We start from the raw sequence: 16,299 nt of genomic DNA on the forward strand, positions 1-16,299 counted from the left end.
TTTTCCACTCAAATTAGTTTCGGTGTATCAGCTGGTCCGCTGGCCGTCGGACGAATTAGCGAGGCGCGTTGGCAAGCTGTTCGGTTACATGGCAATGCAGGCGCCGGCACAAACCCGGCAGGGCCCGAGCTACCTTTTCAGTCAACATAGGACGACAAGGCGCAAACCGACACCCGCCAATGGCCAGTAAATCGATGATCGGCGGGGGCGACACCAGCTGTGAGACCAGTGCCAACAGCCCCCGAATACCACCGCCGTGCGCCAGACCCCTGTCATCCGCCAACAAGTCGTGATCGACGTTGCAAACGAGGCGGACTTCCCCCCCTTCCCCCGGGCTCAGAAAAGCGTCTACCAGTATGATGTGCCGGCAATTCTGAAAGAGCGGTAACAGGCTGATACCTCCCGTGCCCCCATCTATCAGCTCAACCCCGGCAGGCCAGGAGAACGCCTGTGATAGTTCAAGCGCACGTATGCCGGCGGCATCGTCGCCATGGAGGGGATTGCCGAGAAACAGTATCCGTATTTTGGTCCCGGAAACCGTGTCGTTATCGTCGACGGAACTAGGGTGCATTTCGTCATCCTTGTACGGGGCCTTGCCGACCGCCACCTGAGCGGTCATTAGGCGAGCTTCAACCGGGCAAGGTGTTCGTCTCGTCATCCTTGTACGGGCCTTGCCGACCGCCACCTGAGCGATCATTAGGCGAGCTTCAACCGGGCAAGGTGTTCGTCTCGTCATCCTTGTACGGGCCTTGCCGACCGCAGCAAACGCCACCCGGGCGGTCATTAAATGGGCTTTAACCGGGCAAGGAGGTCGTCCATACCCCGCTCCACTGCCAAATCATAGGCGGTTTTGCCGGCAAAGCCCGGCGCTCCCGAGCCGCACCGGGACAGATCAGTACCGGCATGTGCCAGCATGGCTGCAATGTGCGGCTGTTCGGCAATGATGGCCAGCATCAGGGCATTGAGACCAAACTTGGCCGTCACGTCCGGATCGGCCCCATGGGCGATCAACACCGACACCAGCTCACCGTGTCCCGCCAGGGATGCCAGCATCAGTCCGGTCTGGCCGTAGCGGTCACGGGCATTCACCTCGGTACCGCGGTGCAACAGGGTGAGTACCGCCTCGAGATCTCCCCGCCTGATCGCGTCTTGCCAGTATGGGTCCATGGTTAGTTCGCCCCCCAGTATCTTTTCATTTCAATAAACAGGAAGGACGCGGTCCAGGTGATCAGCACCAACCCGGTAAGTGATTCAATTCCCGTCAAATACCTCAGTTCGCCCGTTGGGTGAATATCGCCGAAACCCAGGGTGGTGAAGGTAGTGAAGGAAAAATACACGCAGTCCATCAAACTGCCGTCGAAATGCCCTTCCAGGCGCCCCCACTCCCGGGCCCCATGCATAAAATAGTAGGCGAACCCGAACACCCACACCTCAACCGCATGGGCCACCAGCGCCCCGCAGACCCCAAATACAGTGCGGAAACGGTGCCTGATCTTCATCCTGGGCATCACCCTCGTCATCCGGAACAGGAACTCGTAGTGAATGATCACTGTAACGGCCACGATGACGCTGTTGATGAACACGATAGCCAGCATTTACTGCCTCATTGCAATCCGGTTGTTGTCGGGCGGCATCAGCGGACTTCTGTCGGTGCCCTCACCGGCGTCCTGATCTGCAGCATCCACAACAGACTATAGCCGCTGGCGGCGGCAAGCAGGTGTTTGAGCGTGTGCCCGCTGATCAGCGCGTCGGTGGCCTGATATATGGCCAGGTCGTACACTTCCGCCAGCTTCGCCAACCCGTACCAGGCCAGCGCCACCAGCAGCCAGCGGCCATGGCTATACCGGCTGTCGAACAGCATCATCAACAGGGGGATCGACAACAGGGGCATGAATTGCACCCAGATATAGGGTCGAAGATCATCGAACCAGTACCAGTAGAAAACGCTGGCCAGCCCCGTCAACAAGGCCGGCACCAGCAGCCGGGCCAGGCCCGGTCGCAGATATTCACCGAGCAAGGCAATGAACAGCCCCATAAAGCCGATCGTCATCGGCAGTCGATCCCAGAGTAGGGTCTCGTTACTGGGCTGCCAGTGATAATAGGCAGATCCGGCACTGACCAGGACCAGACCCGCAAACAGGGCCTGCCAGGCGGCACGGGTGGCCTCCGTCCGATCGCGCCGGACAAACAACAGCCCCGCGCATCCCACCACCAGCAACGGCAGGTTTGACAGTATGTTCAGGGCGTGAGGGAGGCCCCACAGGGTCCGTTGATCGGCAAATTCATGGTAGGCCTGGTTCTGAGCCAATGGCCCCAGGCTCAGCACCAACGCCAATGAGCCGAGTACCCACAGCCATAGCAACAGGTAACGCCAGCGCTGTTGATAGCTCATCATCGCCGGCGACGCCATAAGGTAAACGACGGCCGCGGGCTATAGGTGGTCTTTCGGCGCACCCGCGTCGCACTTCTTGCATTCCAGTCTATGGCCGAGCATGGCCGTCCGTCCCTCCTCGGTAATGACCCAGGGCCGGTTAAACCAGGGCGGCCGATGCCGGACATGCTGAAAGTGGCCGCAGCCGAGCTCGGCCACCCAGTGGTGCTCCTCATCAAGGTGATAACCGACAATATCTTGTTTCATAAAGGTAAGGATGCCGTATAGAGAAGTATAAGTAAGCCCGACTAGTGTGGACACACCGCCCTGACAACAGGGTTGAAGGTTATTTGAACCTGGATGACGCCGACTTCAGGGCCTGCCCAAGCGACTCCCACGCATTTTCGATACCGGACTTGAGATCGACCCAGGCGTCATCACTCGCCTGTTCAAGCTCGGCCAGTTTCTTGCCGGCCTCGTCGCGCTTGGACTGCAACGCCTTGATCTGTTTGTTGTATTCAATCTGAATATCGGCCTTCGCCATATCCGCCTTGGCCTTGAGCCGGTTAAGCTCCGCATCCCACTCGTCCAGCTGGGACCGCAGCTTCTGCTGGTAGGCATCTTTCATGCTCATCATCAATCTCCTTGTCGGGTTGGCCGAGGAATGCACCTATGGCTACCGCCAAAGGCACGACATGGCTAACAGCCTCTTGGAGCGTAGGCCCTGGACGCCGGCCTTGCAATCCATTCCAGTTTGGAATGGAATCACGAACAGTTGCCGTTTGTCACGGCCACCGGTGTGGTATTAAGGTGCAGAGCATGAACGAGACACCCGTAAAGGATCCCATGCCCATGCCTGCCAGCCATTATTTAGCCGCGGACGAGATCCGCACCCTGTTTTCCGAAGCCATGTCGCGCATGTATCAGGCCGAAGTGCCCCAATACGGTCAACTGATGCAGCTGGTTGACCGGGTCAACGCCGATACCCTGGCTGCCCAGCCTGCCCTTAACCAGCAACTGCAGGACAACGACGAATTAACCCGCCTGGGGGTGGAGCGCCATGGCGCCATCCGGGTCGGCACCGCCGCCGAACTCCATATGTTGCGACGGGTGTTCGCCATCATGGGCATGCACCCGGTGGGCTACTACGACCTGTCGGAAGCCGGTGTCCCGGTGCACTCCACCGCCTTCCGCCCTACGGACGAAGCCGACCTGCAGCGCAACCCGTTTCGTATCTTTACCTCCTTGCTGCGCCTGGAGCTGATCGAAGATCAGGCGCTGCGGACCCGGGCGGCAGAGATACTGTCACAACGTGACATCTTTACCCCCCAAGCCCGGGAGCTGGTTGCCCTGGCCGAGCAACAGGGCGGGCTGAGCGAGGAGCAGGCCCGGCAGTTCGTGGCGGCCGTGCTGGAAACCTTCCGCTGGCACCGCCATGCTACCGTCGATCTGGCCACCTATCAGGCACTGCAGGATGCCCACCGGCTGATTGCCGACGTGGTGTGCTTCCGCGGACCCCATATCAACCACCTGACCCCCAGGACACTGGATATAGATACAGTACAGCAGGAAATGCCGACCCATGGCATCAACCCCAAGGCGGTGATTGAAGGTCCGCCCCGCCGCCGCTGTCCGATCCTGCTGCGCCAGACCAGCTTCACCGCCCTGGAAGAGTCGATCCTGTTTGCCGGCGAGCAGGAAGGCACCCATACCGCACGTTTCGGTGAAATCGAGCAACGCGGCATGGCACTTACCCCCAAGGGCCGTGCCCTCTACGACACGCTGCTCAACCAGTCGCGCCAGGCGCCGGCTCAGGCCGACAATGCCGCCCACCAGCAACAGCTGGCGGAGATTTTCCGGGCATTTCCCGATGACGAAACCAGCCTGCGCGAACAGGGCCTGGGCTACTTCCGTTACCAGCTAACCGACGCCGGCCACCGGCAAGCAGACACGGGAACCCCCGCCACCGGCGATCTGGAGGCCCTGATCCGGGCGGGCCTGGTCAAGGCGACGCCCATTACCTATGAAGACTTTTTGCCGGTCAGCGCCGCCGGCATCTTCCAGTCCAACCTGGGGGGGGCCAGTCATTCGGCCTATGCGCAAAATGCCAACCAGGCGGCCTTCGAGCAGGCCCTGGGTTGCCCGGTGACCGATGAGTTCGGCCTCTATGCCCGCCTGCAGGACGACTCCGCCCGGCAGGTACTGCAGGCCCTGGGCGCCTGATACGCAAAACGCTGCCGATTGCCAGGGCACCCCGGTTGCCCGGCTAAAAACAAAGGGAGGCCATTGCCTCCCTTATTCATGCCCAGCCACACCAGGTGGCAACACAAGAAACCAAAATATAAAAAAATAACAAAACTAAAAACCTAACAATTATAACAGAGCAGGCATAAAAACCACTAATACTGGAAAATACGGAATGGATACAGTACTTTTTTTCGTTTGATGCCAAGCGAAAAACAATGAGAACCTTCGGCCCCATTCAAGACCACAGCAAGGCCAAGGAACACCAGCCCTTTCACGCCCTCGAAGTGCAGACAGATGGCGGGATGAACTGGACTCTCGGCCGATAAGGATATGCATTTATGAATAAAAAATTACTGGTTGCGGCAACCCTGACCCTGAGCACCGCCCTTTCCGGTTGTGATATGGGCGGCAGCAAGGCCAATATCGCCATCGGCCCGGCGGCCAGCACCACCCAGAAGGTATCGCGCATGGTACTCGGCGCCTACGGCATTGAAGATGCCGACTACAACGCCTATCAAGAGCGTTTCGGTGATGCCCTGGACGGCGTGCAGGACGGCAACATCGATATCTCCATGGGCATTATGGGCCTGCCGGCCGGCAGCATCGAGAGCCTGCAGGCGGCCTCCGGCGATGTTCGCATGCTGAGTCTGTCTGACGAGGTGGTCGAGCAGATCGAGAGCACCAGCGACTACCGCCGCTTTATCATCGGCAAAGACAGCTACAAGTTCCTGGAGCAGGACGTGCAGACCATTGCCGCCTTCGCGGTACTGATGGGCAATACCAACACCATCAGTGAAGAAATGGGCTATCAGCTGGCCAAGGTAATGTACGACAACGCCGATCAGATCACCCATTCCCAGGCCAAGTTCCTGACCCTGGAGCATGCCCTCAACGGCGGTGATGCCCTGAAAATCCACCCGGGCGCCAAGCGCTTCTATGAAGAGAAAGGCCTGACCGTTACCCTGCCAGTCGCCGAGCTGGGTGACATCACCGCCAAGGATGAATTCATCCTGGGTACCGGCAGCCAGGGCGGCACCTATTACCCGCTGGGCGGCGAGATTGCCACCACCTGGAATAACAACATTCCGGGCGCCAACTTCACCAACGTGGAAACCAGCGCCTCCATCGAGAACCTGGTCAGCATCCGCGACGGCAAAATGGATCTGGGCATGTCGGTCCATGTGCCGGCCCGCAACGCCCTCGAAGGCAAGGCCGAGTTCGCCGGGGCGGCGGTCGACAATGCGGCCTTTATCGGCCAGATCTATCCGGAAGTGGTGCAAATTGTCAGCCGCGAAGGCAGCAAGGTGTCTTCCTTCGACAGCATCAAAGCAAAGTAAACCTCTTCTGTAGATACGAGGTGGGCATCCGTGCCCACCTCTTTTTATTTGGCTAACGGAAACCCACAATGGACAAGAGTCAAACACCCGAAGCACTGCTGGAAAAGTACGACAAAGAATCGGCATTCCGCAAAAACATCGGCCGCTGGGGCTGGGTCGTCACCCTGTTTGCCGTCACCCTCACCGGCTTCCACCTCTATACCGGCTTTTTTGGCACCCTGCCAACCCAGAAACAGGGCGCCGTCCACCTGGGGCTGGCCCTGGGGATGATATTCCTGCTGTATCCGGCCAGCCGTCACGGCATCAACCGCAACGGGGTCGCCTGGTACGATGTGATACTGGCGTTTGTCGCCACCTTTGCCGCCTATTACAAGATCCTGTTCTTCAACGAGATCCTGCAAGGGCGCATCACCGGCTATTCGGCCTTTGATCTCACCATTTCGATACTGGGCGTGTTATTCGTACTGGAAGCTACCCGCCGCACCGTGGGCCTGCCGATTGTCATTGTTGCCAGCCTCGCCATCGCCTACGCGCTGTTCGGCAACTTTATTCCGACCCGCATCCTGTCTCATCCGGGCTTTGAGGTAATGGATGTGTCGTCCAGCCTGTGGTTCCGGGAAAGCGGCGTGTTCGGCACCCCCATCCAGATTTCCGCCAAGTTCATCTTCCTGTTCCTGTTCTTCGGGGTGGTGCTCACCCGCACCGGCGTCGGTCAGTTCTTCAATGATCTGGCCTTTGCCTGCACCGGCCGCTATACCGGAGGCAGCGCCAAGGCCGCGGTCATCGCCAGCGCCTTCCAGGGCATGATATCCGGCAGCTCGGTGGGCAATACCGTGGCCTCCGGCTCCTTCACCATTCCGATGATGAAAAAGGCCGGCTTCAAACCCGAATTTGCCGCCGCCGGCGAAGCCGCCGCCTCCACCGGTGGCCAGATCATGCCGCCGCTGATGGGCGCCGCCGCCTTTATCATGGTCGAGTATATCGGCGTGTCTTATGCCGAGATCATGATGGCCGCCATCATTCCCGCCATTCTCTACTTCAGCGGCATCTTTATCGGCGCCCACTTCGAGGCCAAGAAACAGGGCATACTGGGCATACCCAAGGAGCAGCTGCCGAGCAAGATGGCCCTGCTCAAGCGCCAGGGTTACATGCTGCTGCCGCTGGTGGTGGTGGTCGGCACCATTCTCGCCGGCTTTACCGCCCAGCGCGCCGCCCTGCTGGGCATTGCCGCTGCACTAGCGGTGAGCATGGTCAGCAAGGAAACCCGACTGTCACCCAGGTCACTGCTGTCTTTACTCGAACAGGGGGCCCGGGTCGCCCTGCCGGTAATCGCCGCGGTCGCCACCGCCGGTATTATCGCCGGCGTAGTCGGCATGACCGGACTGGGCGCCAAGTTTGCCGCCGGCATCATCAACCTGGCCGACGGCACCCTGATCCTGGCGCTTATCTTCACCATGATCGCCTGTATCGTGCTGGGCATGGGGCTGCCGACCACCGCCAACTATGTGGTGACCGCCACCATAGCGGCACCGGCGCTGATCAATGAGTTTGGCCTGGCGCCCATCGCCGTGCACCTGTTCGTGTTCTATTTCGGCATAGTGGCGGACATTACCCCGCCGGTGTGCCTGGCCGCCTATGCCGGGGCCGGCATCGCCCGGGCCAACCCGATGAAAACCGGGGTGACCGCCGTCAAGCTGGCCATCGGCGCCTTCATCATCCCCTATGTGTTTGTCTACAACCCGATCCTGGTGATGGTCGACGTCAACCTGCCGGAACTGGCGCTGGCACTGGCCTTTGCGTTGCTGGGCATGATGGCCATCAGCAGCGCGCTGATCGGCTACTTCATCCGCCCTTCCTCCCTGCTGGAGCGAGCCCTGCTGCTCGCCGCCGGCCTGGCCATGGTGATGCCGGGGCTGATCAGTTCAGGCAGCGGCCTGGCGCTGATCGCCGTCTGCTATCTGCTGCAGCGTCAGCGGCCCGCACTGACCGCCACCGCCTGATCCGCATATCAACCCGGCCATTCCCGGTCGGGTTGATACTCAAGCAAGGCTGTCACGGGTATACTGGGCGACTGTTTCCCTTTCGTCGCCCGGATTTATGCGCTATTTACCTTCCATCTCGGCCATGCAGTGTTTCGAAGCCTCGGCCAGGCACCTCAGCTTTACCCGCGCCGCCGACGAACTCAGCCTTACCCAGAGCGCCGTCAGCAAGCAGGTGGCCCAGCTCGAATCCTTCCTCAACCGAAAACTGTTCCGGCGAGTGAGGCGCTCGCTCTGCCTGACTCCCGAAGGCGCCATCTATATCGGTGAAGTCCGCAAGATACTGGCACAGCTGGAAATGTCCTCCCAGTACATCATGTCGTACAACAGCCACCAGGATCTGCTCAAGATTGCCACCCTGCCCACCTTCGGTACCCGCTGGCTGGCGCCGCGTCTGGCCCGCTTCCTGAACCGTTACCCCCACATCAGCCTGGACTGCTGCGACAGGGTCGATGCCTTTGATCTGGACAAGGAAAGTATCGACATCGCGTTTTTTTATGGCCATGGCAGCTGGCCCGGGCTGGAATGCCACCGGCTGTTTGATGAGGAAGTGGTACCCGCCTGCTCACCGGCCCTGCTCGCGACCGACCAGCCGGACTCCCCCCTGGAGCTGACCCGCCACCGGCTGCTGCATCTGTCCACCCGCCCCCAGGCCTGGCACGACTGGTTTGCCTCCCAGGATCTGACCACGGAGCACAGCTACCAGGGTAACCGCTTCGAAACCTTTCATATGCTGATCCGCGCCATTATCGCCGGCTGCGGAATCGCCCTGATCCCCCGCTTCCTGATCGCCGAGGAGCTGAACAGCGGTGAACTGGTGGTCCCCTGGCCCCATGCGCTGATCAGCGCCAATGCCTATTACCTGGTGTATCCGGAGCGGATGGGCGAAATAGAAAAGGTACAAAAATTCGTCAGCCACATGCTGCCATCGCCCGACCAGGCTGAATAAGGGTCAGCCCGAATCACCCCCGCGACCGGCCCCCGACGTGGTTGATGCCTCCCGGGTCCGGCGTGCGGCGACCCGGGCCAGTATCTGCCGTTTTTGCTCGTTATCGGCACGGCTCCACTGCATGATCTCCCCGATGCTGCGCCTGCAGCCCAGGCAGATCTCGTTTTCATCGAGTGTGCATTTCTTGGTACAGGGTGAACGGACTTCCGACATTGATCCTTCCTGGCGATGCTTGTAACCGTGAATGCCATGGTCCTGTTATCAGGGCCCTGGCCCGCGCAGGCTAGCACAGGGCCGGTTTACCTTGATACCCGGTACTTTTCCAGCGATGGCGCTGCGCAGTCCACCGTATCTATGTAGATATTGCGCTCGCGCCACATCACTTCCATGTCGTAGAGGCAGAAAGAATACTTACCGGGATCGCACAGCCAGTGCCCATCCTCCTGGACCGAAACCGAGGTAAACAACTCATTGTCATTGCCCCACCACACCAGCACCAGATAATTCATGCCGGCACCCCTGTGAAAAATCACAAAGGCCGCGGTGTTAGCCCAGTCCAGGCCCAACTCGGACTTGATGAATGCCAGCCTCGACTGAAAAGGCGCGGTATCGACCGCCTCGGCATCGACGGAAATGGTATAGATTTTAATGCCGTCAGCGTCCAGCCAATCGGGCTGACCCGTTATCTTTCTCGGTGTGTACATAGTATCTCCGTATATGATTGTCGGCGCGTCTAAAACAACCCTGGCCGTTTATTCACTACCCGTGCTCATCAGCAACTCCATATGCCCTGTATAAGCATCTGTTTGTTCACCCGTTATGACAAAGCCATGCGCCAGGTAAAAATGACAACTCGCCTCATTGGCCTTATAAACGGTCAGGTTCAGGCCATTACGCTGGGTTTGGGCATGCCGGAGCAATGCCTTGCCATAGCCCCGCACCTGACACGCCGGCTTAACAAAGATCGCGGCCAGGGTATTCTCGCAGAGCGTATAAAAGCCAATCACATGTGCATCCTGCTCATAGACATAAAGCTCCGAGGCCGGTAAATAAAGGGTGCGCATGCTTTCAACCTGCGACTCCCAAAAGCCGGGCTCGATAAAATCATGAGATATTATCGATGCGGCAAGCCAAATATCCAGGATGGCTTCAATATCCTTGCCTTCACTTTTTCTTGTCACTCGGTTTCCGAATCGGTATATAACGTTGGAAATCCCCAGGGTAATTCGCCTTGGGGTTCTGCTATCCAGGTTGGTTAGAAAAAATCAGGACTTAAATAACTGATACAAATACCGCCACATTTTTAGGCAGATGTCAGCCTTCGATAAGCAGAACCTCCGCGCAAGGTCCGGAAAATGCGCCAGCCATTACTGCATTTCCGCCTTACATGACGGTCAGGGCGCAGCGAAGCCCCCAGGGAGTGAGCTTGCTCGCTGTAACGAGATGTTTCAACCCAACCGAACATCCAGTGAATATTTGCAGTGGGTTAAAACATCGAGTGTCATGCCCTCACGGCGAGTCTGTGTTCGAACCTGATTTCTGTGCACAATTAGAAACAGTTATTTAGACCATACGCATCTGCAACCAGGCAGTTACCCAAACTGCCGGCCATATGTCCCTCTGGTGTCATGCCTGCCGGTAAACATGGCCTCCTACTCAGCGACGATAACAGACAGCTGCTTAACCAAGGTCTGAAGTTTCTCGTGATCAAGCCTAGCCATATTCCACGCCAGCAGCACAGGCTTCCAAACCGCGCAGCGGTTTGGAGCTCCGGCCCATGCGGCGGGCTGCATTGATCGCCGTGTCAGGACTCAGCGGGAGGAGACACCATGTGCACCAGCTCCCAAATATGGCCATCCGGATCCTCGAAGCCGTGCCCGTACATGAAGCCATGATCCTTTGCTTCACGGTAGGCTTTGCCGCCATATTGCTCTGCGCGTGTGACAAGCAAGTCCACCTGCTCCCGGCTCTCACAGCCCAAGCAGTTCAGCACTTCGGTGGTCGAGTGGGCATCGGCGATGGCCTTGTCCGTGAAACCCGCAAAGAAGGGCTTAGCAAGTAGCATGACAAGGATGTTGTCTGCCATCACGACACAGGCTGCCTGCTCATTGCTGAATTGCTCGTTGATGCCGAACCCGAGCCCCGTGTAGAAGTGCCTCGAGCGCTCGACGCTTTCAACCGGCAAGTTGATATAGATGTTGTGAGCCACGTGATCCCTCCTTGGTGAGTCCTAACGCTGTTGTTGAGCTGTGCCCATGCAGTGCAGCAAAATGCGCATCCGGTGTAGGGCCGAAGGCCCGGAACGCACTACAACAGTGGGTTATGTAGTGCGCGGCGCAAATATGATGATCGCCATCCCCACCAGCGCCACGGCTGAACCAAGCAAATCCCAGGTGGTTGGCCGAATACCATCGACGGCCCAAAGCCACAGGATCGCCATAAAAATATACACACCACCTTAGGCAGCATAGACCCTACCGGCAGCGGTGGGGTGTAGCGACAGTAACCACGCAAATGCCGCCAGACTCAACGCACCCGGCACCAGCAGCCAGATGGATTTGCCCTCACGCAGCCAGAGGTAAGGCAAATAACAGCCAAGGATATCTGCCAAGGCCGTAACCAGATAGAGACCCACTGTTTTTAATTCAGGCAACGACATTAACCTCCCAATTCGCTTTGAGCCACCGCGACAAGATGAGGGGATGGATGTCCAGTGCTTCGGCGACTTCCTTCACACTCCGGTGCTGTTCATGACTCCAGAGGACAGCTTTTACCTTGAAGTCGTTGCTGTACTACTGGGTTCGCTTCCCTGTTTTGTAAGCTGGCATCGCTCACCTTTATACGTTATCGAGGTGTGTCCGTTAAAGCGGGTGAGATCCAAATCACTCTTAAATGCTTTGTTAGTTGAATTCTTCCACTGACCTACATTTAGGGAAAGAGGAACAACCCCAAAACTGTTTACCTTTATTTTCGCCACGCTTTGTTTCACGCACAATCATTTCAGAGCCACAACGTGAACATTGCTTTATGTTTTCTTTTGAAGCGACCAGCTCTTTAACATGTTGCATGTGCTTTAGATCTGTAACCACGCCTTTCTTTAGCTTAACTTCATTGATGGCTTCGATAATTTGACCAAACTCAGCCTCTGAAAATACAGGCTGTATGAACTGCTTAATGTAATCCAAGCAACCTCGTGCGTAAGTAACATTGTTAGGCATATCTGTTTTAAACGTACTATCACCGATAAAAACGATGACCGAGTGCAACTTAGATGAATCTATACCCAACAATGATTCAAGGGTTTTGACATGTTTGTAATTTTGATGAAGAGGGTTCTGAAATTTAGAAGTATGACGATATATTCTTTGAGTCCATTGTTTTTGACTTTTTGAGCCAAAAATCCAACCTTTCATATTTTTCGTTTCAACAACGAAAATACCAAACTTAGACACAACGACGTGGTCGATTTGTGTTGTGCCGTCTTCAGTGGGTAAGGTTACATCTTTTACCAACGTGTAATCTGACTCAGGTAACTGTGACAAAAGTTTGTTTACCAAAAACCCGCCAAACATACCTTTGAACCATCGACTCTTAAATATCGAAACGATAAATAGCAAAGGTATGATATACCAAACCTGAGCTAAAGCACCTGATAGTAGTCCTAATATATCCACGAAACTTCCTTATTCAACTAAATTCAACTAACGACAGTGGTAGTGGGCGGCTACGGAGCGCAGCGTAGTTGACGTCCCGTTGACCACTTTGTTAAATGTCAGTCGAACCATTTGCGCGAATGATATGCCGATCTGCAGTTTCGAACGGGCTGTCAAACTGAATCGACTTAATAAAGGTTTTTGCAATATCAGTGGCTTCGATAGGTGTGTCGCCCCAGTGATCTAGTGACAGCAATCTCATGCTCTTAAGCTGTTCAAGGTGAGCAGCAACTACGGGATCGACCTTCGCAATTTGGTTCAAATGTCCCCACACCCATTTCGACTCACTGCCGAGAACTACAAACTCATTTAACGTTTCAATTTGGCTGAAAGTGAGACGGTCCAGCACTTCCATAAACCACGAAACCATGGCCGCATTTAACCTTTCATCAAAACAAGCCGTTACAAATAAGTTTGCGTAAAACCTGACTTTATATTCTTCATACTGGCTTTTGGATTTCAGGAGCATTGCTTCGAATAGCTCATCAGCTTTGGGACGACCACCGATCCTCAGTCTGAAAAAATCATCATCCCTCGGCTGTTCGCCGCAACTGATTTTTGACTGTATTTGGTCTATTGCTAGCGCCGCTGAGCCCGCGACTCTTGCCGATTCACGATTAGATAAGGAGCGTTCTGAAAAATCCGATATAACTCGGCCAAGCACAGTTACCAATGAGCCCGATGCCCCACCAATAGCAGCTCCAGCAGGACCGCCCGCCAAAAAACCCAAGGCTGCACCAGTAGCACCTCCGGCTATTTCGGATCCATTCGAAATAAAGTCTGGAACTGAATCTTTCACGGCAGAACCCTAGTCAATACATTTAAACGCTTCAAACACCGGCGCAGCTTGCTGCGTCCGCGTGCTTTGAATTGTTAATAATACTTTCCAAAATCTTTTCCAATTCAGTAGCTCTTTTATTTAGCTCATCTTCTGTCGGCTTTTTCGACATTCTCTTGACCTTTTCATTAGGGTCTTGTAGCCTATGATTTAACTCGGTGGTAATAGATTCGTTTAGATCAACCATAAACTCATACTCATCAAGGTGTATGGTAATTACCCGCTTGTCGACATCATCAATTAAAACAGCCCTAATAGGGCATGCTTGGGCAAGTTCAACAAATCTATTGTCAAATGATGCAAAGAAGGGAACGTAAAAGTCGCCAATGTTTGACTTGCTTGCTAATGTTTCTTGATACCTTACAGCGAACAGGTCCCAAGCCATACCTTTTATTCTATGAAGAGATTTTTTACCTAATTGGCTAACAGGGTCAAAAAACCTTAAATCCTTGCCGTGCTTTAGTAATTTCCAAGCAAAATAAATTTCAGTTTTTGCGAAAGCACCTAAAGCATCTAAAGAGTACTCAACTAGCATTTCAAGCTGCTTCCCTAATTCAAGATTTTTTTGCTCCCTCAGTAGGACAGCTTTTAATAGAATAAGATAAAGCCCTTTTCTTCTGTTTAGAAACCCTTTGATTTCTTTACTGGAATGAAAGGCATGAAGTGCCTCTATTGACCTTTTACCAGACTCTTCGAGAGTTTCTGAAAACTTAGGACTTCGAATATTAAAAGAATCCTTTTCATATTCTAAATGATCAAATCTTTTTAAAGCTCGGATAGTATTAAAAGGCCTATGATTCTCAGGTTTCATGGAGTCGATTAAGTTTTCAATAATGAAGAATGAATAATCGAAGTTGAATCCTTGTTCTTTTCCTTCTTTTATAAACCTAACAAGCCCCTCAAAACGACCTTCCTCCTTATCTAAAGAACCACCATTTTCCCAAACTCTAAATCTTTCAGCGGCATTTGAATCAAGGCTAAGTGAATAGTCAATTGGTATTTCAATGCTCCCTTGTCTCTTTGTAGCTGAGTAGATTTCATCTGAATAGAATAATATTCCCGTACCATAGAAATACTTTTTAAGTGTTGGGCAATGTTCTTCAATTTCCTTCAGGGAGGAGTGTGAAAACTCAGAATCAAGATTATTCGTGGAATAAACTAATCTAAAACCTTTAAACAACTCTTCGTTATTTTCAATAAGATTTTTGAAACTATTAGCAGGTTCGTGCAGTAATATTGCATTTACCACACTTTGAAGCCTCATTATCCTTTCTTGCTGACTCTCTGTTCGCACGGGACTATCCTTGTATTGTTAACGCTTTGCTAAGCGGCAATAAAATAGCTGGCTAAAATTAGCGAGGAACGAGCAAAAGCCATCTGTTTTTGTCCGTTTGAGCAATTTGTTATAACCCGTTTGATGCTTCGGGGTAATATACAGTACCAGTCTCGCCTGATTTAATTCGATTTAACCAGTCATGGTAAACGTGCGGATATAAATGCTGTCTAGCCACACCTAGCCCTTTAAGGGCGATCTCTAAATTAACTACCTTTTCAAGCTTATCATTCATATGAGCTTCCATATCATAATCAATACGTTTACTAGGCTCTGCTTTATCACCGTTCGATAAGAAGAAATATGGAAGTTCAAGAGTGTTTAAATCGTCAAAATACCAGTTTTTATCTTTGAATTGATCTGCTAGTTTTTTGGCTAAATACGCTCCTTTTTCATTTAGAAGCTCTGACAGAAATTCAAACTCCAGCTTATATTGAAGTAACAACGACGATTTCACATCCTCAATTGACTGATTTTTACTTTGATAAACCTTTAATAAAACTTCTTCCATTTCTTCTAACGTTGTCGAATTAGTGATCCTTTTAGTCGTTTCTGAATGCATTGCCAAACACAACAGCAAGGCTAGGCAAAGTGTACTACGGTGCATCCCTCTCGACATTTCCATTTTCAAAGCGCTAATTAATTCTTGTGGCGCACCAGAGAATATATGACTTAAAATATATTCGGGGAATGAACCAATAAAAAAGGTAGGGGCATTTAGAGAAAACCTTGAAATAAGGATCATTATCAATAGCTTTTGACGTAATTTCAACTCAGGAAAAAGCTGATTTATCAACGCAAGAAAGCAAGAGTACTCACTGCCACTAAGCGAATTTATATCTTTATTAACCTGCGCGACTAACAAATTTGAAGATACTAAATCATCTTCATATAAATCACATGATATTAACTGCTCTTGTGAGTATGCATGCCCTTCTATCAGAGAAAGCATTGTGATTGGGGTTGACTGGATTACGCCATCATATTCATTTAAATAATGCATATGAACATACACGCCACACTGTTCGTCATGCTCAAGTGAATACTTTAGTTTAAGAAAGCTTTGAGCTGTATTTGGGTTTTGTAGCAGTTTCGAATGCATCTGAATCTCTGCATCATTTAAAGAGATTACTTTTAAATACGTTTCAGTTGGGTCATTAAACCAATTATACATTCTACAGGTGTATTCCATCCCCCACAGAGTCGAAGTGCCATCTAATAAATGCGTAGACTCGTGTTTATACGTTTTAAATATCTCAAGTTCAGTATTACTCAGAGTATTGAGGTTCTTTGTGTTGATTATTCTTTCAATATCTTCAACGGACTTACCATTACCCTCATTGTTAATTTCGATTTGCTGAAAGCCAAAATCATACTGCCCTAAGGTTTGATCTTTAAAAATACATCTACTCAAAACTGCTCCGACATGACATAGGGTTATAACGCCGCGCTCTGCGGCAAATTTGGAGCGC

The 16,299-nt window shown here is 53.1% G+C and carries 18 protein-coding genes and 2 pseudogenes; 4 read left to right on the forward strand and 16 right to left on the reverse strand.

Annotated features, from left to right (window positions below):
* Positions 1-55 precede the first annotated feature (55 nt).
* From DCS96_RS05110 to DCS96_RS05135, 6 genes are all read right to left on the reverse strand, one after another.
* A complete protein-coding gene (locus tag DCS96_RS05110) occupies positions 56-571 on the reverse strand; it encodes a hydrogenase maturation protease (RefSeq protein WP_157953580.1) in 516 nt (171 codons plus the stop codon).
* Positions 572-783: 212 nt separating this feature from the next.
* Positions 784-1,167 carry an ankyrin repeat domain-containing protein gene (locus DCS96_RS05115; protein ID WP_116473247.1) on the reverse strand — a complete coding sequence of 128 codons (384 nt, stop codon included), beginning with the start codon at positions 1,165-1,167 and terminating at the stop codon, positions 784-786.
* Positions 1,168-1,169: 2 nt separating this feature from the next.
* Positions 1,170-1,595 carry a potassium channel family protein gene (locus DCS96_RS05120; protein ID WP_116473248.1) on the reverse strand — a complete coding sequence of 142 codons (426 nt, stop codon included), beginning with the start codon at positions 1,593-1,595 and terminating at the stop codon, positions 1,170-1,172.
* Between the two features lie 38 nt (positions 1,596-1,633).
* Positions 1,634-2,395 (reverse strand): ceramidase domain-containing protein, encoded by a 762-nt coding sequence (locus DCS96_RS05125; RefSeq protein ID WP_198649925.1) that lies wholly within the window; start codon positions 2,393-2,395, stop codon positions 1,634-1,636.
* Between the two features lie 36 nt (positions 2,396-2,431).
* Positions 2,432-2,638 carry a DUF3565 domain-containing protein gene (locus DCS96_RS05130; protein WP_116473250.1) on the reverse strand — a complete coding sequence of 69 codons (207 nt, stop codon included), beginning with the start codon at positions 2,636-2,638 and terminating at the stop codon, positions 2,432-2,434.
* Between the two features lie 79 nt (positions 2,639-2,717).
* A complete protein-coding gene (locus tag DCS96_RS05135) occupies positions 2,718-3,005 on the reverse strand; it encodes a sll1863 family stress response protein (RefSeq protein ID WP_116473251.1) in 288 nt (95 codons plus the stop codon).
* Between the two features lie 185 nt (positions 3,006-3,190).
* Here DCS96_RS05135 and hglS point away from each other — a divergent pair, with 185 nt between their 5' ends.
* From hglS to gcvA, 4 genes are all read left to right on the forward strand, one after another.
* Positions 3,191-4,594 (forward strand): 2-oxoadipate dioxygenase/decarboxylase HglS, encoded by a 1,404-nt coding sequence (hglS, locus tag DCS96_RS05140; RefSeq protein ID WP_198649926.1) that lies wholly within the window; start codon positions 3,191-3,193, stop codon positions 4,592-4,594.
* Between the two features lie 362 nt (positions 4,595-4,956).
* Complete coding sequence (locus DCS96_RS05145; protein ID WP_116473252.1) at positions 4,957-5,955, forward strand: TAXI family TRAP transporter solute-binding subunit; 999 nt, start codon at positions 4,957-4,959, stop codon at positions 5,953-5,955.
* A 68-nt stretch (positions 5,956-6,023) separates the two neighbouring features.
* Positions 6,024-7,955 carry a TRAP transporter permease gene (locus tag DCS96_RS05150; protein WP_116473253.1) on the forward strand — a complete coding sequence of 644 codons (1,932 nt, stop codon included), beginning with the start codon at positions 6,024-6,026 and terminating at the stop codon, positions 7,953-7,955.
* A gap of 97 nt (positions 7,956-8,052) precedes the next feature.
* Entirely contained in the window at positions 8,053-8,943 is an 891-nt protein-coding gene (gene gcvA / locus DCS96_RS05155) for a transcriptional regulator GcvA (protein WP_116473254.1), read from the forward strand.
* A gap of 3 nt (positions 8,944-8,946) precedes the next feature.
* On the opposite strand, the gene DCS96_RS05160 is transcribed toward gcvA, so the two are convergent.
* From DCS96_RS05160 to DCS96_RS05205, 10 genes and pseudogenes are all read right to left on the reverse strand, one after another.
* Complete coding sequence (locus DCS96_RS05160; RefSeq protein ID WP_116473255.1) at positions 8,947-9,156, reverse strand: DUF1289 domain-containing protein; 210 nt, start codon at positions 9,154-9,156, stop codon at positions 8,947-8,949.
* Between the two features lie 86 nt (positions 9,157-9,242).
* Positions 9,243-9,647: a hypothetical protein gene (locus DCS96_RS05165; RefSeq protein WP_116473256.1), complete on the reverse strand. Its 405-nt coding sequence runs from the start codon at positions 9,645-9,647 to the stop codon at positions 9,243-9,245.
* Positions 9,648-9,695: 48 nt separating this feature from the next.
* Positions 9,696-10,124 carry a GNAT family N-acetyltransferase gene (locus DCS96_RS05170; protein WP_198649927.1) on the reverse strand — a complete coding sequence of 143 codons (429 nt, stop codon included), beginning with the start codon at positions 10,122-10,124 and terminating at the stop codon, positions 9,696-9,698.
* A gap of 623 nt (positions 10,125-10,747) precedes the next feature.
* Positions 10,748-11,152, reverse strand: a complete 405-nt coding sequence (locus tag DCS96_RS05175; protein ID WP_116473257.1) for a VOC family protein — start codon at positions 11,150-11,152, stop codon at positions 10,748-10,750.
* 111 nt (positions 11,153-11,263) lie between these two features.
* Positions 11,264-11,596: pseudogene (locus DCS96_RS05180) on the reverse strand (YnfA family protein).
* A pseudogene (locus tag DCS96_RS19035) lies at positions 11,589-11,723 on the reverse strand (hypothetical protein); the annotation flags it as partial. The pseudogenes DCS96_RS19035 and DCS96_RS05180, both read right to left, overlap by 8 nt.
* Positions 11,724-11,843: 120 nt before the next feature.
* Entirely contained in the window at positions 11,844-12,617 is a 774-nt protein-coding gene (locus DCS96_RS05190) for a nuclease-related domain-containing protein (protein ID WP_116473259.1), read from the reverse strand.
* A gap of 91 nt (positions 12,618-12,708) precedes the next feature.
* Positions 12,709-13,455 carry a hypothetical protein gene (locus DCS96_RS05195; RefSeq protein WP_116473260.1) on the reverse strand — a complete coding sequence of 249 codons (747 nt, stop codon included), beginning with the start codon at positions 13,453-13,455 and terminating at the stop codon, positions 12,709-12,711.
* A gap of 31 nt (positions 13,456-13,486) precedes the next feature.
* Positions 13,487-14,788 carry a hypothetical protein gene (locus DCS96_RS05200; RefSeq protein ID WP_157953582.1) on the reverse strand — a complete coding sequence of 434 codons (1,302 nt, stop codon included), beginning with the start codon at positions 14,786-14,788 and terminating at the stop codon, positions 13,487-13,489.
* A 109-nt stretch (positions 14,789-14,897) separates the two neighbouring features.
* Positions 14,898-16,241, reverse strand: a complete 1,344-nt coding sequence (locus tag DCS96_RS05205) for a hypothetical protein (RefSeq protein WP_116473262.1) — start codon at positions 16,239-16,241, stop codon at positions 14,898-14,900.
* Positions 16,242-16,299: the final 58 nt, after the last annotated feature.

Origin of the sequence: Zobellella maritima (assembly GCF_003075035.1) — a bacterium.
GTDB classification, from domain to species: domain Bacteria; phylum Pseudomonadota; class Gammaproteobacteria; order Enterobacterales; family Aeromonadaceae; genus Oceanimonas; species Oceanimonas maritima.